We start from the raw sequence: 19,136 nt of genomic DNA, 5'->3' as shown, positions 1-19,136 counted from the left end.
AGTGCTCGCTTAGTAGCGTTGCCAAACTAGCGAGATTTATAAAACAAAGTAGGTCTTGATCCCTTCTAAAATACTGGCGGTCGCTACAGACGCTAGTATAAGTCCCATCACGCGGCTAACAATATTCGCCCCACCGTTACCAATTATTTTATGGATCGGAGCCGCAGCTAACAGCAATATCAAGGTAATGCCGAGCACAGATAACATAATACCCGTTGTAGTCGCTTGCTCTACCAAGGTATAGCGGTCGTTTTCTGTGAGCATCACCGCCGCTAGCATTGCTCCTGGGCTAGCGATAGAGGGCACCGCTAGAGGAAAAATAGCGGTCTCGGTTACTGATTTGGCCATACGCAATTCGCTTCGGGCTTTTCCTTCACCAAATATCATCGTCAAGGCGAATAGGAAAAGTACTATGCCACCCGCAATTTCAAAAGCCGACAGCGGGATCCCCATAGCTGATAACACGTATTCACCAGCAATAGTAAAGAACAGCAAAATACCGGCTGCTGCAATAATCGCTTTATACGCTATGTGGCGTTTAGCTTTGGCATCAAAACCGGATGTAGTGGCAATAAAAACCGGCACACTACCAATGGGGTCGATAACGGCAAAGAAAAAAATGAAGATGGGTATTAATTCGCTCATATGGCTCCTACAAAAGAAAGTCATGGAATCAGGGTCAAATATTAACCCAATAATTTAGGGGAATGTTACAAAAATAGACGCCGAAAAATATGCTCCTCATAGATCCTACTACCGCCTCAAGATACCACAGTCATGGCAAGTTTAGCGAAGAATAAGTGTGAGATAATGTATCTAGCTTCGGCGAAATAACACCAATCAGCTATAAAATGAGGAGAACATCCGGAGCGCTAAACGCTAAGAAAAAATAAATTCAGCAAAGCGAATGTTACGCTTTACAGTTATTAACTTGATAATGCTTAACCTAGACAAATATCCGTCGTGCCATAGCGTTCACTGACACAAAGGAGCAAAACGAGCGGACAATGCTTTTGTCAGTGCATTTGGTGATAAGCCAATTTCAAGGCCGCGCTTCCCTGCACTCACATAGATTGTGGCAAGCTCGTTGGCAGAGTCGTCAATCATCGTTTTCAATCGCTTCTTCTGCCCTAGAGGGCTCACCCCACCAAGCACGTAACCGGTAACCCGTTCAACTTCGGCTTTATCCGCCATTTGTGCTTTTTTGGCTCCTGCGGCTTTGGCCAGAAGTTTCATATTAAGCATATTTTCAACGGGCAAAATTGCTACACATAAGGTTTGAGAATCTAACTTAACCACTAAGGTTTTATACACCAAGTTAGGGGCTAAATTGAGTTTTTCTGCTGCTTCTAAACCGAAGGATTCCGCATTGGCGTCATGCTCGTACTGCAATACTTCATGCGCTATTTTTTGCTTAAGCAGTAAATTAATCGCTGGGGTCATAGTGACACTGTCCTTGTCAATTAACGTTCAACCTAAGAAGCTTGCCTAGTCAGTTTATGTTGCGCTAACAAGGGCAACTCTCCTCCCAGACCGGCGGCATGTTGAACAATTTTCTGTTTTGCTTTGGGCAGATGATTCACGGTGCTAAGGCCAATATCTCGGGCTAACTTTTGTACGGGGTTTGCCCCATCAAACAGGCGTTTGAATGATTCCATGGTGCCAATCATCTTCACCGTCTCTGTTTTACGCCAGCGCTCGTAGGCACGTAAACTTTTAGTCAAACCGATATCTTTGCCTTGCTCAGCAATTTTGATCACCTGTTCGGCTAAAGCGACTGCGTCCATAATCCCTAGGTTAGCACCCTGCCCTGCGAGGGGGTGAATGGTATGCGCAGCATCGCCAACCAAGGCAACTCTATCTGTCACCCACTGGCGTGCGTAACGCATTTTTAACGGAAAGCTTTTACGTTCACTGACTAACTCACATCTGCCTAAACGCATATCAAAAGCAGCCATGAGTGATTTTTCGAATTCGTCTTCGTTAAGGGCTAACAAAGCTGCAGCCTCGGGCTCTTGCTGAGACCATACGATAGAACAATGATGTTCATCCCACAGAGGCAAAAAGGCTAAAGGCCCTTTTGGGGTAAAGACCTGTCGAGCAGTGTTGTCGTGAGGCATTTCAGTTTTAATCGTGGCCACGATGGAGTGATGTTCGTAATCCCAAAACGTAAGGGGTAAATTCGCTTTTTGGCGCACCATAGAATTTGCGCCATCAGCGCCCACCACTAACCTAGCGCTCAGCATAGTTTCATCATCCAAGGTCAAGAAACTCTCTTGCTGACCAAACACCATGTTACTTACTTTATTAGGTGCTAACAGCGTAATGTGTTCGCTTTGTTCGGCTTTTTTCCATAAGGCTCGGACCAGATTTTGGTTTTCAACCACATGACCAAGATACGCCTGCCCCACTTCCTCGTGAGAAAATCCAATGTGCGCAAAACTATCTTGATCCCACACTGCCATTTTTTCATAAGCACATAAGCGGTTATGCGCTATTAAAGGCCAAACACCTAGGTTTTGCATCACAGTCTGAGTAGCAAGCGTAAAAGTACTGACTCTGAGCTCTGGCTTATCACCAAGTGCTTGGCCACCTTCTTGGGCGTCAATAACAGCGACATTTAGCTCACCAGTGGCCAATGTTAACGCCACGGTTAAACCCACTATGCCGCCACCGACGATAACAACATCATAACTTTGCATTTTTTGCTGTCCTACTTGAGTAAGCGATACACAAAAACGGCTATTGAATAAACGATTCGGCCATTAACGCTTCAATCTGTGAAATTTCTTTGGGCACGTCACCGGTAAGTATCTCATGCCCCGAGTCTGTAATAAGCACATTATCTTCGATACGGATCCCGATCCCTCGCCAGCACGGGGCAACTGGCGCGTCACCTGCCACATAAATACCGGGCTCTACGGTTAGTACCATTCCCGGCATCAATGGCCTGTCACCACCGGCTGCTTTGTAATGACCTACGTCATGCACATCAAGCCCGAGCCAGTGACTCAAACCGTGCATGAAAAACGCTCGATAATGTTGCCCTGCTATATTTTCTTCTAGGGTGCCGGTCAATAAACCTAACTCGATCAACCCTGCAGTTATGCATTCAATCGCGGCTTGGGTGGCCTCACCGATAGTCTTCCTTGGTTTGATACGCGCCAGTGCAGCGTTTTGAGCATCAAGCACTAATTGATACAACTGACGCTGCTGCGGTGAAAACTGCCCTGAAACAGGGAAAGTGCGAGTGATATCAGCAGCGTATCCGTGTAACTCACAGCCTGCGTCTATCAATACGAGCTGGCCTTCTTTTAGTTCAGCATTATTTTCAGTGTAATGCAGAATACATGCGTTTTCTCCACTGCCCACTATGGTGCTATACGCTGGGTGCTTTGCTCCGTGCATAGCAAATTCATGGTGCAGTTCTGCCTCTAATTGGTATTCAAATCGACCAGCTTGGGCAAACGCCATAGCGCGCATATGGGCTTTGGCACTGATATGCCCAGCTTGGCGCATTATGTCTTGCTCGTATGGGGATTTCACTAAACGCATTTCGTCGAGCAGCAAACGGCTGTCAACAATACTTGAAGGGGCTGATTGGCTCTGTTTTGGCGCACTACGCAGTTGCTCAATGCAATCAAGCACCCGCTCTTCACAGTCTTGATTGTGCCCTAGGGCAAAATACAACTGCTCATGACCATTCATTAATTCAACTAATCGCTCATCGAGTTCTTCGTTATCAAACACAATATCAAAGCCGAAGGTACGCTTGGCCTCCCGAGGGCCAATGCGCTTGCCTTGCCACATTTCGATGTTAGGGTCCTTGTCTAAACAAAAAAGCACAGACAGTCCCTTGGGGTACTCAGGTGAATTTGTGAGTACCAAACAGGCATCAGGCTCAGGGAAGCCGCTCAGATATTCAAAATAACTATCTTGGCGAAACGGAAATTCAGTATCACGGCTGCGGGTCACTAACGCACTACTTGGCACCACGCAAATACTATTGGGTTGCATTTGCGCCAATAAGCGCTGACGTCGTTGTGCAAATTCATTTTTATCAAACGCTATCATAAAAATACGTGAGCCTAATGTACCGTTTTAGGTTGGCTTTGCTGCTCTTCTGGTGACTTACCTAGTTCGTTAAAACACAACATAGCGCTAACACGCACATACTCAACGACTTCAAAAAGTGCTTGTTCAAACTCTTCACCTTCGGCCATTTCTTCATCCATACGCGCGATTTCAGCAAAGTCTTCTAGTGCTTCTTTCACGTCTGGTGAGCATTTGGTTAAATCATCTTGGAACAAGCCGAAGCCGAGCATAAAGCCTTGCACCCACTCTAGTAATGCTTGACCACGCTCATTAATTGGTGCTGCGTCATCGGGTAAACACAGTACCAAGGAAAAGTCGCTTTCAACCAATTGTTGACAGGTTTGGTTGTACAAATTGACTAATTGCTCTTGCACTTCTTTTGCTAGCGGCTCACCTTGGTTAACAAAATCGGCAATGGCTTCAACCCAGTCTTGGGCTTCTAATGGCATTCCACCACCTAACATGCCGCATAGCACACCTTGAATTTCTGCGGCGCTGGCCAAGATATTATTGCGCTGTAGCGCTGCGGTAATCAGTTCGTATTTTTGTTCTTCAGTATTCAAAGCGTTATCCCATCTGGTTAATAGCTCAATTCTAACATCATGCATAAATTAGGTCATGCAAAGCACAAGAGTAATTCATAACTAACATGAAAATGAAATTGGACAAGCGCCCCCCGTCCCATACTATAATGGCGCCGAAATCGAGGTTATTAGTGCTTTTGCAGTAAAAACCAGCGGTTTTCGTTTAAAACATGCTCGACAATGAGTATGTGCAAGGTCTCCTGGAATGTTTGCCAGTTCAGTAATGTCCCTGGCCGATGCTTTTTACCTAGGAAGTTGATTCCATCGCTATTGTGCAAGCTCGGCTCGTATCGAGACGCCTACGGCGATGATGATACTTCCGCCCTGAACTTTCGGTTCACGGGCGAACACCGAACAGCGGCATTTTGGGAGACACCCTCCATATCATGTGTAATGAAATGTTTATTTTTATTACCTAATGCATTTTGACTTCAAGGATGAAAAAATATGCAGTTCATTGCGGTTAACATCATTACGTTCAACCTCATTACGTTTAGACTCAATTACGTTTAGACTCAATTACGTTTAATTTCAATTACGTTTATAAGTGGCTTTCATGAATCAAGAAACAATAATACGCCAACGAGGTGCCGTTATCGTTGATGCTTTGAATGGCGTAGTGAAATGGAAATACGACGATTTTAATCGTGCGCTTTTGGCAGAATTTTCAGTGGACAAGGCTGATCACGTCAATGCCATTGTGAAAGAACACTATGAGGTGGAATGGCACGCTAAAAATATCAAGCAAGCACCTGATTTGATGAAACACTTAGCAGGGAAATATGCTGTTTTAAGCAAAAAGCAGAGACTATATTATCCTGCAAATGATCCTCACCCGGATGTTATGTTGGCGTGGTGGCCTTGGGGACACGGGGCAACCGTATCCGTGCGCCTATTTATGGTTAGCCAAGAGCCATTTGTTTCATCAAAGCCGCTTCTGAAACGAATTTTCCCGTTTCTAAAATGAAAAATAAGCGCATTTTGTTACTTATTTAGGACAGCTAAGACAATTCTCGGTTAGAATAACGCCAAAATAAGTCTAACTCTCGGAATTAACCTATATGGCAGTTATTAACTTTGGTTCTATTAATGTGGACCATGTTTATCAGGTAGATCACTTTGTGCAGCCTGGTGAAACCCTAGCCTCAACAAATTATCAGTGTTTACTTGGCGGAAAAGGTGCGAATCAATCTATCGCCCTTGCGAAAGCTGGCGCTGATGTACGTCATGTGGGGCGTATCAACGAGTCCGATGCGAACTTCAAGCAAGTCATGATTAAGCACAATATCAACTGTAAGTATGTGGCATGCACTGAAAGCCCATCTGGCCATGCCATTATTCAAGTCACTCCCACCGGCGAAAACGCAATTGTACTGTTCGGCGGCGCAAATCATGAAATATCACCTAAAGATGTGATGGCGGCGCTTGATGGCGCAAAATCGAGCGACTGGGTGTTAACTCAAAACGAAACCAGTTCTATCGATGAAGTCCTCAAGCAAGCAAAAGAAGCCGGTTTGAAAGTAGCCTTCAATCCTGCGCCAATGACAGATTCAGTTAAACAATTACCGGTAGACTGTATCGATTTATTGATCGTCAACGAAGTTGAAGCAGAAGAAATTTCTGGTCACAAAGATATCGATGCCATGGAAAAATATTTCCATGCAAACTGGCCTAATTGTGAAATTATTATTACTTTAGGTAAAGCAGGTGTTTGTATGCTCAAGAATGAGCGCAGAATTGAAGTGGATGCTTTTGTAGTTGATGCGGTAGACACAACAGCCGCAGGTGACACCTTCATTGGTTTCTTCCTATCCGCGTACAGTGAACACACTGACGCAAAAACTGCACTCACCCGAGCGTGTGCTGCATCGGCCTTAGCTGTTACCCAAGTGGGAGCGGCACAATCGATTCCGGATGAAGAGCAAGTGAATCGCTTTCTTGCTAAACATCATAGTTAAAATACATTCAACGAGGACTTTATGAGTCATAAAATTATTCTTGATACCGATCCGGGTATCGACGATGCAATGGCGATTTTTTTCGCTTTTCAATCGCCTGACATTGATGTACTTGGTTTAACCACCGTTTACGGAAATGTGCCCGTTGAAATGGCTGCACAGAACGCGTTAACGTTATGTGAAATGGCAGGAGTGGATATTCCCGTATGTAAAGGTGTTGGCATGCCATGGGTTGGCCCACAATCTAAATATGCCCATTTCGTGCACGGTGATGACGGCTTTGGCGATGTTTGTCCAAAGCCATCTAAACGTGAATTAGATCCACGCAGTTCTGCACAATTTATTGTCGATATGGCGCGTCAGCACCCTGGTGAAATAACCGTAGTGGCCATTGGTCCCTTGGGTAACTTAGCGCTGGCGCTGCGTTTAGAGCCTGAATTACCTAAACTGCTAAAAGGCGTTTCTATTATGGGTGGCGCGGCGTTCGTCCCCGGCAACGTCACCCCAGTGGCTGAAGCCAATATTTGGAACGATGCCTACGCAGCAGAGATCGTTTTTGCTGCTGATTGGAATCTAACCATGTTTGGTTTGGACGTAACAATGACGGTGCCATTTGAGCCGGCATTTTTAGAATCACTGCGGGAAAATAACGCCAAACTCGGTGGCTTTGTGCATGATGCCGCTCAGTTCTACATGGATTTTTATTCGCAAAATCGTGAAGATCGCGTGTGTTTCTTCCATGACGCGATGCCAATCGCCCACTTAGTTGACCCTAGCTTGTTCGAGATTGTGCGTGGTCATGCCCGCGTATCGACCGATCCGCTTAACATAGGTCAAACATCTGTCGCCCCTGAAAATACCACTGCCAGCCCAGATTGGTTAGAGGCCCAACAAATAGATGTAGCAGTAAAAGTAGACAAAGAGCGTCTGACTAAACTGTATATTGATACCTACTAGTCTTTACTGGGTTAAATTGATACTGCATCTATACCTGATGCAGTATCAACCTAATGCTAATCTACAAAATTGTGCGATCACTCCATATTATGTTCTCTCACCAACCCTACAATCAGTATTTTTATGTCAGCGCCTAGTATGCACCCTAGCGATAAAAGCCAACTGCGTAGACACTTTCGTAGTTTGCGTAATAGTCTCAGCCAAACTCAGCAAATCGCTGCCAGTGAACAATTATTGGCGCAGTGCCACGCGTTAACACAATATAGAGATGCAAATTTTGTCGCTTGTTATCTAGCACAAGATGGGGAAATTACATTAACCCCCATCATCGAGGACGCTTGGCAAAACGGCAAAACTGTTTGTCTTCCTGTACTTCACCCTTTTTGCAAAGGGCATTTGATTTTTGTGAAGTATCGGCATAACAGTGAAATGATCTTAAATCGCTTTGCTATCCCCGAACCCAAACTCAATGTCGCTGATATTGTGCCGATATCACTGCTTAATATTGTGTTTACGCCTTTAGTCGCTTTTGATGAGTCAGCCCAGCGCCTAGGAATGGGCGGTGGGTTTTATGACCGCACACTCGCCCCCATGATACGCAATGAAATATCACCACAAGTATTTGGCGTAGCTCATGACTGTCAAAGGGTTGAGGAAGGCTTAGTGAATGAAGAGTGGGATATCCCAATGCAAAAAATCATCACCCCTTCATCCATCTTTAACGCCTCGTAACCCTGCTCATTTTTGCAAACTGGCCACGCGCCGTCACTGCGTTTTACCTTAAAGCCGAACATTCCTAGCTTCTATCAATGCCTTGGGTATAATTTACCCATTACATGCTTACTAGAAGACAAAAATGAATCAAGACGACAAGAAAAAAGCAGTCGCGCAAGCCGCTGTACGATATGTAGAACAAGGCTCGATTGTAGGGGTTGGCACAGGCTCTACGGTCAATTACTTCATCGAAGCCCTAGCACCGATTAAACACGATATTGTAGGGGCCGTATCAAGCTCGGAAGCATCAACTGAGCGTTTAAAAGCACTCGGTATAGAAGTCTTTGATTTGAACTCCGTTGACCAGCTTTCTGTGTATGTAGATGGGGCAGATGAAATCACTGAACATCGTCATATGATCAAAGGCGGCGGCGCAGCCTTAACACGTGAGAAAATCGTCGCAGCCGTCGCACAAAAATTCGTGTGTATTATTGACGATACAAAAAATGTTGACGTATTAGGTGCATTCCCTCTGCCGGTGGAGGTTATTCCTATGGCGCGTTCGTACGTTGCCCGCGAAATCGTTAAACTAGGGGGCGATCCCGTATACCGCCAAGGGGTTATTACCGACAATGGCAACGTGATTTTGGATGTGCATAACCTTAAAATTCTAAATCCTGTAGAACTAGAACGAACTCTGAATAATATCGTGGGTGTGGTTACAAGTGGCCTTTTCGCTATGCGTGGCGCCGATGTAGTGCTGACCGGCAGCGAAGAAGGTGTCCAAGTAAACGATTAACCAACGCTGCGTCCTAGTGCGTTACAGCTACTCCCTATGGGGCTCTAGTAGAATTAACGCTCAGCCATTGGACACAAAAACGTCATAAAACAATGGCAGACTGATTGACTAATTCAATCAACTGTCATTTTTTGTGTCGATTCATTTAGATTCTATCAAAACTCGCCTTGTCGTCATTATCATCGTTTGTGTATTTGGCATGCTGCTATTAGTCGCCAGTCAGATTTTCTACACCCAAAAACTAGTAGATTTGAATGATAAAAATAAATCTCTGTTGCGCTTAGGACAAGACTTCTTACAACTCAGACGCCATGAAAAAGACTTTCTTTTGCGTCTAGATTTGGTTTACGTCGACAAATTTAACCTTCAAGCAGAGCAGTTTTTAAGACAACTAGCGCTTGTGCAGACCACGGATGAACAAGCTGTGTTAAACCAAGATATCTTTCATCAACTTTTAGATAGCTTTCCCTTATACCAACAACAATTTACGACCCTTGTACAAACTCGCGTTGCCATGGGCTTAAATGAAAATATGGGTTACCAGGGTGAATTTCGCGATGCGACCCACAGATTGGAAGCTAAAATAGCTAATGCTGATATGCTGTACATGCACCAAGTGTTGCTGCAAATGCGCCGCGCTGAAAAAGACTTTCTGCTGCGCAAAGACATGGAGTATGTGGATAAAGAACTAGGCCTCTATTCAACCCTGCGCCAACGTATCGAAGCTTTACCACCGCAGGTCCACGCCGAGTTTATGCCCCTTTTAAGTCAATATCAGCAGCAGTTTATGCAATTGGTTGACGCTTACCGCCAGATAGGACTCGATCACGATAGCGGACTACAGGGGCGGTTTCGCAATCAAGCTCATCTAGTTGAGCAGCACTTTATAAATCTCGACCAACAGCTACAACAGCAAGTTGATGATGCGCAGCGGCGAGTTGAAATAACCAGCATTATGATCATGCTGGTAACATCGATAATTTTAATAATTTTGCTTGTACGCAGTTTTCTGACCTTGCAACGAGCCTTTAGTAATTTTGTGATGTTCTTTTATCGCTGCAAGCGAGAGTATCAACATATGGATGAGAAAAGCATGGGCTTTTCTGAGTTCAAATACCTAGCCACTATTGCCAATGAAATGATCGATTCTCGTCGCCAAATGGAACGGGAATTGTGCGCTGCTCAAGATGAAATAAAGCGTTTAAAGAAACAGTATCAATCAACTACATCAGAACAAAGTCAGTAAACTTAAAGATAATCTGCTTGTAATTTTTTGACGATTTCTACATTGGCCGCAGGGAATTCATAGTCGCTTAGCTGTGCAATATGAACCCAACGGCTAATTTGGCCTTCGAGGTGAGCAGGCTCTCCTACGAAGCTATCCACTACTTGAATATGGAGTCTTACGCGCTTATCGCCGTAATCATGCTCAATCAGCATATAATCTAGCGCTTGGGTTACTTCTATGCCGATTTCTTCTTTGAGCTCTCTTATCAAAGCTTGTGTTGGGGTTTCATTTACTTCTTGTTTACCACCTGGAAACTCCCACTTGCCCCCTTGATGCAAGGCATCTGAACGCTTACTGATATATACTTCCTGATCGCGTTTAATAACACCTACCGCCACATCAACTACTTTCATATTGATTCCTTTATTAAAAAAAACGGGCTGCTCCTGAAGGAATAGCCCGCTCTTAACACCTGTAAGTATTTAAAAGCTAAACGCTAGCTTAATTTACCGTGGCATTGTTTGTACTTTAAGCCTGAACCACAAGGACAAGGGTCGTTACGGCCGACTTTAGGGCCTTCACGCAACGTGTTTGCAGGTCGTCCTGCTGGAGCCGCTTCTGGCGCTTGCTCAGGGGCTTGGGTTGCACTGGCGGTTTCATGTTCGTACTGCTTAGGCTGTCCGTCAGCTTGACGGCGCTGCTCTTCAACCGCTTCTACATCCGATTCCGCTTTTACTTGTACCTTGCTCAGCACAGTGACCACTTCGACTTTCAGCGCTTCAAGCATTTCAGTAAATAGCTCGAATGACTCGCGCTTGTACTCTTGTTTCGGGTTCTTTTGAGCGTAGCCGCGTAAGTGAATGCCTTGGCGTAGGTGATCCATGGCCGCCAAATGTTCTTTCCAGTGGCTGTCCAAATTTTGCAGCATCACTGCTTTTTCGAACTGGCGAAGCACATCAGGGCCAACAATCTCTTCTTTGGCTTTATAGCCTTTGTTCACTTCTTCTAGAATGCGTTCACGAATTTTCTCTTCGTATAGTTTGTCGTCTTCATCAATCCATTGTTGTAATGGAATATCCAATAAAAACTCACTTTTGAAGTGCTCTTCTAGGCCACTTACATTCCACATTTCACTCAGTGATTGGGGCGGAATATATTGGCTTATAATACTGTCTACTACGTCAATGCGTATCGCTTCAATGGTGGCGTATATGTCACCTTCATCAAGCAACTCGTTACGCTGTTCGTAAATAACTTTACGTTGGTCGTTAGCAACATCATCAAATTCGAGTAGTTGTTTACGCATGTCGAAGTTACGACCTTCCACTTTACGCTGCGCATTCTCGATAGCGCGCGTCACCCAAGGGTGTTCAATCGCTTCACCGCGCTCCATGCCTAAACGCTTCATCATATTGCCCATTTTTTCAGAGGCAAATATACGCATTAAAGCGTCATCTAATGAAAGGTAGAAACGTGAAGAACCGGCATCCCCTTGACGACCAGAACGACCACGTAGCTGGTTATCGATACGGCGTGATTCATGGCGCTCGGTGCCTATGATATGTAAACCGCCCGCTTCGATAACGGCATCATGATCTTTTTGCCATTGCTCTTTAATGTTCTCTACTGTACCGGGTTTAGGATCTTTAATGCCATCTACCGCGACCTGCCAGTTACCACCTAATACTATGTCGGTACCACGGCCAGCCATGTTAGTCGCGATTGTTACCGCTCCAGGCTTACCTGCTTGGGCAACAATGTCTGCTTCTTGTTCATGAAACTTAGCGTTGAGTACTTTATGGGGAATTTTAGCTTTCTTTAGAATAGACGAAATTAATTCGGAGTTTTCTATTGAAACGGTACCTACTAGTGTAGGTTGACCACGCTTAACGCAATCTTTGATGTCCTCCACTATTGCTTCGTATTTTTCTTGTGCCGTCAGGTATATTAAATCAGCCTTATCTTTACGTATCATAGGCTTATTGGTTGGTATAACCACGGTATCTAAACCATAAATACTTTGGAACTCGAATGCTTCGGTATCCGCTGTACCTGTCATACCCGCAAGCTTCTCGTAAAGGCGGAAGTAATTTTGGAAGGTAATAGATGCGAGAGTTTGATTCTCGTTTTGAATGTTCACCCCTTCTTTGGCTTCAACAGCTTGGTGTAAACCTTCAGACCAACGACGGCCTTCCATTGTACGGCCGGTATGTTCATCAACGATGACCACGTCATCGCCTTTAACAATATAATCTACATCACGGCTAAATAATTTATGCGCACGTAATGCGGCGTTTACGTGGTGCAGCAAAGAGATATTTGCCGCAGCAAATAGAGACTCATCTTCGCCTAAAATACCGCTGGCTTTAAGAATTTCTTCTACATGAATTTGACCTTTTTCGGTCAAATGTACCTGCTTGCCTTTTTCATCGATGGTGTAATCACCGTCGCCATTTTTCCCTTCCTCGTCTTCCTTATCTTGTAATTCCAACTGAGGGATAATGGTATTAATCTTGCGGTAAAGCTCTGAGCTGTCTTCTGCTTGACCAGAGATAATCAGTGGTGTTCTGGCTTCATCAATAAGGATTGAATCAACTTCATCGATAATCGCGTAGTGCAGTTCGCGCTGTACGCGATCGCCAGGGCTAAATGCCATGTTGTCACGCAGGTAGTCAAAGCCAAATTCGTTGTTAGTTCCGTATGTAATATCTGCCGCGTACGCTTCTTTCTTCTGAGCGTGATTCATACCAGGAATATTACAACCAACGGTTAAACCTAAGAATTCAAATAATGGGCGACTGCCATCAGCATCACGACTCGCTAGGTAGTCATTAACGGTAATAACATGCACGCCTTTGCCACTAAGGGCATTTAAATAAGCAGGTAACGTTGACGTTAGGGTTTTACCTTCACCGGTACGCATCTCGGCAATTTGGCCCGTGTGTAACACTTGGCCGCCGAGCATCTGCACATCAAAATGGCGCATAGAGAATACACGTTTACTGGCTTCACGCACGACAGCAAAAGCTTCAGGCAATAAATTGTCTGTGTCTTCACCGTCCTTTAAGCGCGTTTGAAATTCGCCTGTTTTGGCCTTGAGTTGCTCATCACTAAGCGCCTCATACTCCGCTTCCAACTGGTTAACTTGCTCAGTAATTTTATTTAGTTTTTTTAAAGTTCGGTCATTACGGCTACCAAAAACCTTGGTCAGAATACTCGAAAACATGGATTTACAGCTTCCAATCTAATAAATGAATGACCTTATATCCTTTAAGGGTATAAAAATCATGACTAAAATAAAACAAACTGCTCTGTACTGAACAGCTTGCCAATAATTAACGAAAATTGTTTCGTTGGGCTCATCAAACTGATAGGCCTGCGTCAGCTAAACGCATAAGTAGCTAATCACGGTACACAAATGGCAATGGGTCTTGCGGTTGCCCTTGGCGAATAACTTCATAATGTACATGAGCACCGGTTGAACGGCCAGTATTGCCCATTAACGCAATTGCTTGCCCTTTGGTCACCACGTCACCAATTTTCACATTAAGCGACTTATTATGCCCATAACGTGTGACCAAGCCATTACCGTGGTCAATTTCTACTAACTCACCATAACCATAGCGGCTTGCCGCCCACGTTACGATGCCAGCACCGGTCGCAACAACCGGCTCGCCTTCCGCTCCGGCGAAGTCTAACCCTTTATGCATGGTGGGTTTGCCAGTAAATGGATCAGTTCGAATGCCGTAATAAGATGATAACCAACCGGCCTCAATGGGGCGCCCAGCTAAAGCGCTTTCTTCGGTTATATGGTGACTCATTAAGATAGATTCAAGCGCGCTTAGCTGCTTCTCTTTATCTTCTAACTCGTCGAGCATGATTTCGATTCGTGAAACCACATTATATTGGCTGAGATCATTAGCGCTTTGCGCTAGGTCCTGTTCAACTTCAGCTGGCTGCGAAAAGCTAAATTCATCAGGGTTTAATTGGGCTTGCTCAACCAATCTTGCCCCTAACGCATTAACACTGACTAGACGACTTTCTGCTTCCGCAAGCTTTTGTAACAGCGTGGCTAAACGTTGTTCTGTGCTGTTTTTTAACTGATCAAGCTGGGCTTGCTGCTGATGTAAGCCAGATTGCGCTAACGACAATCGGGCTAAATTCTCGTTGGGTAAATCCGTTGAACGGCTCGAAATTAAAAAAACACCGCATATAGCAATAAAGCACGTCAATACCTGGCGCTTAGTTGGCCGGTAGACAAAACGTGATTTTTTACTGCGATACAGTAGTGTCAGACTCATTATTGAACGGATTCCCAAAAGTTTGGATGCTTTACATCTCTTATGAGGTGCAGTTTAACAAAGGGATCTTGATATACAAAATCAATTCGCTATAAACAAAAAATGCCGCTTAGAGCGGCATTTTAATATTAATTCGATTTAGTTCGCTAAAATGGGTGATGCAAACCTGATCGGTAACTCTTCACTATTGTCATAGCTAACGAATTCCCAACAAGCTTGATTCTGTAATAAAGCATTAAGCAATTTATTATTTAAACCATGACCTGTCTTATAAGCGACAAGCTCACCAATAATGCTGTGACCGCCTAGATATAGATCGCCAATGGCATCCAAAATCTTATGCTTAAGGAATTCATCACTGTAGCGTAACCCTTCAGGGTTCAAAACACGATACTCATCCAAAGCAACTGCATTTGCCATGCTGCCGCCAAGGGCTAAATTATTCGCGTTCATATACTCTAGGTCTTTCATAAAACCAAATGTACGGGCTCGGCTAACTTCATCTACATAAGAAGATGAATCAAAATCTAATACCATATGCTGACGCGTTTGGCTGATCGCAGGGTGTTCAAAATCAATGCGAAAATCCACACGGAAGCCATCATGAGGTCGTAACTCGGCCCACTTGTCGCCATCTTTTACTTTGATCGACTTTTTGATCTTAATGAATTGCTTAGGCGCATTTAGCTCTTCGATACCAACAGATTGCAATAAGAAAATGAACGGACTAGCGCTGCCATCCATAATCGGCAATTCATCACTATCGACTTCAACAATAATGTTGTCGATGCCTAAGCCAGCAAGCGCTGAAGCCAAGTGCTCAACGGTGGAAATAGACACACCGTCAGCATTGGTTATACACGTACACAACATCGTGTCACCCACCGCTTCGGCGCGAGCTGGAATATCCGCATGAGGCTCAAGGTCAACGCGGCGAAATACAATACCTGTATTCGCCGGCGCAGGCCGGAGAGTCATAGTGACCTTGTCACCTTTGTGCAGACCAATTCCAGTCTCTTGAACAGATTGTTTAATGGTACGTTGTTTAATCATTTTATTTCTTGGCTCTAGTTAACCTAATAAAAAGCGGCACGTATTATATAAATTAATGTGTCTATTGTCAAAATAGTGTCACATTCACTATTTTCAACCCTATTGTACCTTACGTACTGTAAAGTAACGTAAAGCAATACGAAAACACATAATTTTAATAATTTAATGACCGTTTTTTAATCAGCTTGCTTACGTAAAAACGCAGGAATATCTAAATATTCAAGATCATTTCCTGAGTCTGTACGCTCTTCATTTACCACAGTACGACTGCTTTCAGTGGTCACGCTGGTTTGCATATTGTCAGTACCATTGGCTTGAATGCGTACTTCTTGCTGCTCACTCGGTACACGCGCTGAACTACGGTTTGATACCAAAGAGATATCAGGTTTACGTTCTGCGCCAATGCCTGTGGCAACTACGGTTACACGTAGCTCATCCGACATTTCCATGTCGATAACAGTACCCACGACCACAGTTGCGTTTTCAGAAGCAAATGCTTTAACTGCGTTACCCACGATTTCAAACTCGTCGATAGAAAAGTCAGGGCCGGCTGTAATGTTAACCAAAATACCACGCGCGCCAGACAAGTCGATATCTTCAAGTAACGGACAAGCAATCGCGCCTTCTGATGCTTCTTCAGCACGGTCTTCACCTGTTGCGCTGCCACTGCCCATCATCGCAGTACCCATTTCAGACATAACTGTTCTTACGTCGGCGAAATCCACGTTGATTAAACCTGGGCGGGTAATTAGCTCGGCGATACCTTGAACGGCACCACTTAGAATATCGTTAGCGGCGCTAAATGCTTGTAGTAAAGGTGTGCCTTTACCCATAACTTTTAGTAATTTTTCGTTCGGGATCGTGATCAATGAATCAACGTATTTAGACAGCTCTTCAATACCTTGCTCAGCAAAATCAGTACGTTTACGGCCTTCGAATGGGAAGGGTTTGGTCACAACCGCCACGGTCAAAATGCCCAATTCTTTAGCAATTTTTGCTACTTCAGGCGCAGCGCCTGTCCCTGTACCACCACCCATACCAGCGGTGATGAAAACCATGTCTGCACCTTCAAGAGATTGGCGAATGGTTTCGCGATCTTCTTCTGCTGCTTCACGGCCGATATTAGGGTTAGCTCCTGCTCCTAAACCTTTGGTAACACCAGAACCTATTTGCAAGGTTACGTTAGCAGACGAGCTACGTAAGACTTGAGCATCGGTATTGATGGCAATAAATTCAACGCCTTCAATGCACTGTGAAACCATGTGTTCGATAGCGTTACCGCCACCACCGCCGACACCAATAACTTTAATGACGGCTTCTTCGCTATGACTATCCATTAATTCAAACATATTTACTCTCCGGTTTTTGCGCTAAGACATGCAAACAAAATAGTCTGCGGCCTATAGTTTTTTAAGTTCATCTAAAAGCAGGTTTAAAACTCACCCTTAAACCAACTTTGAATTCGTTCCCAAACGCCTTCAGACGATTTGGTTTTCGCAGCTGTTTTGGCTGCTACGTGTTCTTTGCCGTATTGCAATAACCCTATTGCCGTAGCAAACGTTGGGTCTTCCACATATTCCGACAACCCCTTTATGGATAAGGGTTCACCTACTCTTACAGGCATTTGAAAAATTTCTTCGGCGAATTCAATCGCTCCTTCCATTTTGGCCGTGCCACCTGTTAACACGATCCCCGCTGCAATTTGCTCTTCAAAGCCACTGCTGCGTATCTCTTTTTGTACCAATTCAAATAACTCTTGATACCTAGGCTCAATCACTTCTGCCAGTGTATGGCGCGACATAGCACGAGACGGTCTGCCGCCTACGCTATGTACTTCAATGTTTTCTTCCATGCTAACCATGTCTTTTAGAGCACAGGCATAGTTAATTTTGATGTCTTCAGCATGGCTAATTGGTGTACGGAAAATTTTCGCAATATCGCTGGTAATCTGGTTACCCGCCACTGGCACCACTGCGGTGTGCCTAATCGCCCCATCAGTATAAATAACGATATCGATCGTGCCGCCACCTATGTCCACAACACATACGCCGAGCTCTTTTTCATCATCGGTCAATACTGCATAGCTTGAGGCTAACGATGAGAAAATCAGTTGATCTGTGGTTAACTCGCAACGTTCAACACATTTGACTAGGTTCTTCGCCATATCGTCAGCACAGGTAATAATGTGTGCTTGCGCTTCCATACGAACACCTGACATACCAATCGGGTTTTTGATCCCTTCTTGCACGTCAATGGTAAATTCTTGCGGTAATACGTGCAGTAAGCGACGCTCAGCGGCAATCGGCACGGAACGCGCGGCGTGGATCACGTTGTCAACGTCTTCTTGAGTCACTTCTTTGTTGTTAATGGGCACCATGCCGCTTTCATTTTGGCACTGTACGTGTCGCCCTGAAATCGACATAAATACCGAGGACACACGGCAATCGGCCATTAACTCCATTTCGCTCATGGCGCGCTGCACTGATTGAACGACTAGGTTCAGATCATTCACACCGCCTTTGTCCATCCCTTTCGCTGGGTGACTACCGACACCAATCACACTGATCCCACCATCGTCGAGTAACTCACCCACGACGGCTTTTACCATGCTGGTACCAATGTCTAAGCCTACAATTAGCTTTCTATCTGTAACTTTAGACATACTGTGCTGCTCTCACTTTCATTAGCTCTCTTGTGAAGGTTGCTCAGGGGATTTCCATCCCACGGCTAAACCTGTGTCATAGCGTAAATCAACATAATCCACGGCTTTTTCATTTTTCTTGAGCAAAGGATACAAATCGATAAATCGTTGTAACCTTGCTATGTATTCATTGCGACCTAAATTCAAACTGATGCCATTGACCAATTTTAAATGCCAAGCAAATCGCTCACTTAAAAACAATTCATCAATGCTCATTCCGGCACTCTCCAACAGCGCCTGCATTGAGTTGTAACCGTCAAGCGCGGTATGTTCGCTGCCCCCTGGGCCAAACAAACTGGGCAATTCAGGAGGTGTCATTCCTTTCGCAACGGCCCCTTCAAACGCATCACCATATTGATTGAGAATCAGATCGTCGTTCCACCTTGCGGCTGGTGTCTGTTCTAAAACATAAATTTTCAAACTATTCGGCCAACGCTTACGAATAGATGCGCGATAAACCCATGGCAACTGCTCAATATCTTGGTGTGCTTGCTCTACATTCAGTTCAAAAAAACTACCAGGTTGTGTTTTGCGTACTAGGGTTTCAACCTCACTTTGAGTCACAAAGCGCAAATCCCCTGATAAAGCAATTTCTCGTACCGGTGATTTTTGTTCATCTTCAGCCCAGCTTTTTATCGCCCAAGCGCCATATACAATGCCAGTTAGCAATATCAGCAAAAACGCCATTCCACCGATAAATCGGAAGTTAGGCTTAGCTTTTTCTGTCATCGCTTCGCTGGTCATTT

Annotated in this window: 18 protein-coding genes and 1 other RNA gene; 7 read left to right on the top strand and 12 right to left on the bottom strand. The window is 44.6% G+C overall.

The window, feature by feature from the left end:
- Window positions 1-36: 36 nt before the first annotated feature.
- From GCHA_RS14810 to GCHA_RS14790, 5 genes are all read right to left on the bottom strand, one after another.
- The gene (locus GCHA_RS14810) at window positions 37-645 is read right to left on the bottom strand and encodes a MarC family protein (RefSeq protein ID WP_007989603.1); all 609 of its coding nucleotides are present in this window, start codon (window positions 643-645) and stop codon (window positions 37-39) included.
- A 330-nt stretch (window positions 646-975) separates the two neighbouring features.
- Window positions 976-1,443 carry a Cys-tRNA(Pro) deacylase gene (ybaK, locus tag GCHA_RS14805; protein ID WP_007989601.1) on the bottom strand — a complete coding sequence of 156 codons (468 nt, stop codon included), beginning with the start codon at window positions 1,441-1,443 and terminating at the stop codon, window positions 976-978.
- A 32-nt stretch (window positions 1,444-1,475) separates the two neighbouring features.
- Window positions 1,476-2,702, bottom strand: coding sequence for an FAD-dependent oxidoreductase (locus tag GCHA_RS14800; RefSeq protein WP_007989599.1), 1,227 nt, complete (start codon window positions 2,700-2,702; stop codon window positions 1,476-1,478).
- Between the two features lie 40 nt (window positions 2,703-2,742).
- Window positions 2,743-4,074, bottom strand: a complete 1,332-nt coding sequence (gene pepP / locus GCHA_RS14795; RefSeq protein WP_007989595.1) for a Xaa-Pro aminopeptidase — start codon at window positions 4,072-4,074, stop codon at window positions 2,743-2,745.
- Between the two features lie 14 nt (window positions 4,075-4,088).
- Window positions 4,089-4,658, bottom strand: a complete 570-nt coding sequence (locus GCHA_RS14790) for a UPF0149 family protein (protein WP_039992599.1) — start codon at window positions 4,656-4,658, stop codon at window positions 4,089-4,091.
- Window positions 4,659-4,873: 215 nt separating this feature from the next.
- Between GCHA_RS14790 and ssrS the strand changes: the two genes are divergently transcribed.
- The 7 genes from ssrS (at window position 4,874) to GCHA_RS14760 (ending at window position 10,353) form a co-directional block, all read left to right on the top strand.
- Window positions 4,874-5,055, top strand: a non-coding RNA gene (ssrS, locus tag GCHA_RS22655) — 6S RNA.
- A gap of 180 nt (window positions 5,056-5,235) precedes the next feature.
- Window positions 5,236-5,646: a hypothetical protein gene (locus GCHA_RS14785; protein WP_007989590.1), complete on the top strand. Its 411-nt coding sequence runs from the start codon at window positions 5,236-5,238 to the stop codon at window positions 5,644-5,646.
- Window positions 5,647-5,740: 94 nt separating this feature from the next.
- Window positions 5,741-6,637, top strand: coding sequence for a ribokinase (locus GCHA_RS14780; RefSeq protein ID WP_007989588.1), 897 nt, complete (start codon window positions 5,741-5,743; stop codon window positions 6,635-6,637).
- A gap of 21 nt (window positions 6,638-6,658) precedes the next feature.
- Window positions 6,659-7,594 (top strand): nucleoside hydrolase, encoded by a 936-nt coding sequence (locus GCHA_RS14775; RefSeq protein WP_007989586.1) that lies wholly within the window; start codon window positions 6,659-6,661, stop codon window positions 7,592-7,594.
- 123 nt (window positions 7,595-7,717) lie between these two features.
- Window positions 7,718-8,326: a 5-formyltetrahydrofolate cyclo-ligase gene (locus tag GCHA_RS14770; protein ID WP_007989584.1), complete on the top strand. Its 609-nt coding sequence runs from the start codon at window positions 7,718-7,720 to the stop codon at window positions 8,324-8,326.
- Window positions 8,327-8,450: 124 nt separating this feature from the next.
- A complete protein-coding gene (rpiA, locus tag GCHA_RS14765; protein WP_007989582.1) occupies window positions 8,451-9,107 on the top strand; it encodes a ribose-5-phosphate isomerase RpiA in 657 nt (218 codons plus the stop codon).
- Between the two features lie 133 nt (window positions 9,108-9,240).
- On the top strand, window positions 9,241-10,353 hold the full coding sequence (locus GCHA_RS14760) for a hypothetical protein (protein WP_039992582.1): 1,113 nt from the start codon (window positions 9,241-9,243) through the stop codon (window positions 10,351-10,353).
- Window positions 10,354-10,355: 2 nt separating this feature from the next.
- On the opposite strand, the gene mutT is transcribed toward GCHA_RS14760, so the two are convergent.
- From mutT to GCHA_RS14725, 7 genes are all read right to left on the bottom strand, one after another.
- Window positions 10,356-10,748 carry an 8-oxo-dGTP diphosphatase MutT gene (gene mutT, locus GCHA_RS14755; protein WP_007989579.1) on the bottom strand — a complete coding sequence of 131 codons (393 nt, stop codon included), beginning with the start codon at window positions 10,746-10,748 and terminating at the stop codon, window positions 10,356-10,358.
- An 83-nt stretch (window positions 10,749-10,831) separates the two neighbouring features.
- Window positions 10,832-13,561, bottom strand: a complete 2,730-nt coding sequence (secA, locus tag GCHA_RS14750) for a preprotein translocase subunit SecA (RefSeq protein WP_007989578.1) — start codon at window positions 13,559-13,561, stop codon at window positions 10,832-10,834.
- Between the two features lie 175 nt (window positions 13,562-13,736).
- Window positions 13,737-14,636 (bottom strand): M23 family metallopeptidase, encoded by a 900-nt coding sequence (locus tag GCHA_RS14745; RefSeq protein ID WP_007989576.1) that lies wholly within the window; start codon window positions 14,634-14,636, stop codon window positions 13,737-13,739.
- Window positions 14,637-14,774: 138 nt separating this feature from the next.
- Complete coding sequence (lpxC, locus tag GCHA_RS14740) at window positions 14,775-15,689, bottom strand: UDP-3-O-acyl-N-acetylglucosamine deacetylase (protein ID WP_007989574.1); 915 nt, start codon at window positions 15,687-15,689, stop codon at window positions 14,775-14,777.
- 176 nt (window positions 15,690-15,865) lie between these two features.
- On the bottom strand, window positions 15,866-17,038 hold the full coding sequence (gene ftsZ / locus GCHA_RS14735; protein ID WP_007989571.1) for a cell division protein FtsZ: 1,173 nt from the start codon (window positions 17,036-17,038) through the stop codon (window positions 15,866-15,868).
- Window positions 17,039-17,121: 83 nt separating this feature from the next.
- The gene (gene ftsA, locus GCHA_RS14730; protein WP_007989570.1) at window positions 17,122-18,351 is read right to left on the bottom strand and encodes a cell division protein FtsA; all 1,230 of its coding nucleotides are present in this window, start codon (window positions 18,349-18,351) and stop codon (window positions 17,122-17,124) included.
- Window positions 18,352-18,372: 21 nt separating this feature from the next.
- A complete protein-coding gene (locus tag GCHA_RS14725) occupies window positions 18,373-19,134 on the bottom strand; it encodes a cell division protein FtsQ/DivIB (RefSeq protein WP_007989567.1) in 762 nt (253 codons plus the stop codon).
- Between the last annotated feature and the right edge of the window lie 2 nt (window positions 19,135-19,136).

This window comes from Paraglaciecola chathamensis S18K6 (assembly GCA_000314955.1).
GTDB lineage: Bacteria > Pseudomonadota > Gammaproteobacteria > Enterobacterales > Alteromonadaceae > Paraglaciecola > Paraglaciecola chathamensis.
This window is presented reverse-complemented; position numbering and strand designations above follow the sequence as displayed.

What these genes read in the sequence shown, in the direction of transcription:
- lpxC (WP_007989574.1), bottom strand. Translation starts at nt 15,689, where the DNA reads ATGATTAAACAACGTACCATTAAACAATCTGTTCAAGAGACTGGAATT.
- secA (WP_007989578.1), bottom strand. Translation starts at nt 13,561, where the DNA reads ATGTTTTCGAGTATTCTGACCAAGGTTTTTGGTAGCCGTAATGACCGA.
- GCHA_RS14800 (WP_007989599.1), bottom strand. Translation starts at nt 2,702, where the DNA reads ATGCAAAGTTATGATGTTGTTATCGTCGGTGGCGGCATAGTGGGTTTA.
- ybaK (WP_007989601.1), bottom strand. Translation starts at nt 1,443, where the DNA reads ATGACCCCAGCGATTAATTTACTGCTTAAGCAAAAAATAGCGCATGAA.
- pepP (WP_007989595.1), bottom strand. Translation starts at nt 4,074, where the DNA reads ATGATAGCGTTTGATAAAAATGAATTTGCACAACGACGTCAGCGCTTA.
- GCHA_RS14785 (WP_007989590.1), top strand. Translation starts at nt 5,236, where the DNA reads ATGAATCAAGAAACAATAATACGCCAACGAGGTGCCGTTATCGTTGAT.
- GCHA_RS14780 (WP_007989588.1), top strand. Translation starts at nt 5,741, where the DNA reads ATGGCAGTTATTAACTTTGGTTCTATTAATGTGGACCATGTTTATCAG.
- mutT (WP_007989579.1), bottom strand. Translation starts at nt 10,748, where the DNA reads ATGAAAGTAGTTGATGTGGCGGTAGGTGTTATTAAACGCGATCAGGAA.
- ftsZ (WP_007989571.1), bottom strand. Translation starts at nt 17,038, where the DNA reads ATGTTTGAATTAATGGATAGTCATAGCGAAGAAGCCGTCATTAAAGTT.
- rpiA (WP_007989582.1), top strand. Translation starts at nt 8,451, where the DNA reads ATGAATCAAGACGACAAGAAAAAAGCAGTCGCGCAAGCCGCTGTACGA.
- GCHA_RS14725 (WP_007989567.1), bottom strand. Translation starts at nt 19,134, where the DNA reads ATGACCAGCGAAGCGATGACAGAAAAAGCTAAGCCTAACTTCCGATTT.
- GCHA_RS14810 (WP_007989603.1), bottom strand. Translation starts at nt 645, where the DNA reads ATGAGCGAATTAATACCCATCTTCATTTTTTTCTTTGCCGTTATCGAC.
- GCHA_RS14770 (WP_007989584.1), top strand. Translation starts at nt 7,718, where the DNA reads ATGTCAGCGCCTAGTATGCACCCTAGCGATAAAAGCCAACTGCGTAGA.
- GCHA_RS14775 (WP_007989586.1), top strand. Translation starts at nt 6,659, where the DNA reads ATGAGTCATAAAATTATTCTTGATACCGATCCGGGTATCGACGATGCA.
- ftsA (WP_007989570.1), bottom strand. Translation starts at nt 18,351, where the DNA reads ATGTCTAAAGTTACAGATAGAAAGCTAATTGTAGGCTTAGACATTGGT.
- GCHA_RS14745 (WP_007989576.1), bottom strand. Translation starts at nt 14,636, where the DNA reads ATGAGTCTGACACTACTGTATCGCAGTAAAAAATCACGTTTTGTCTAC.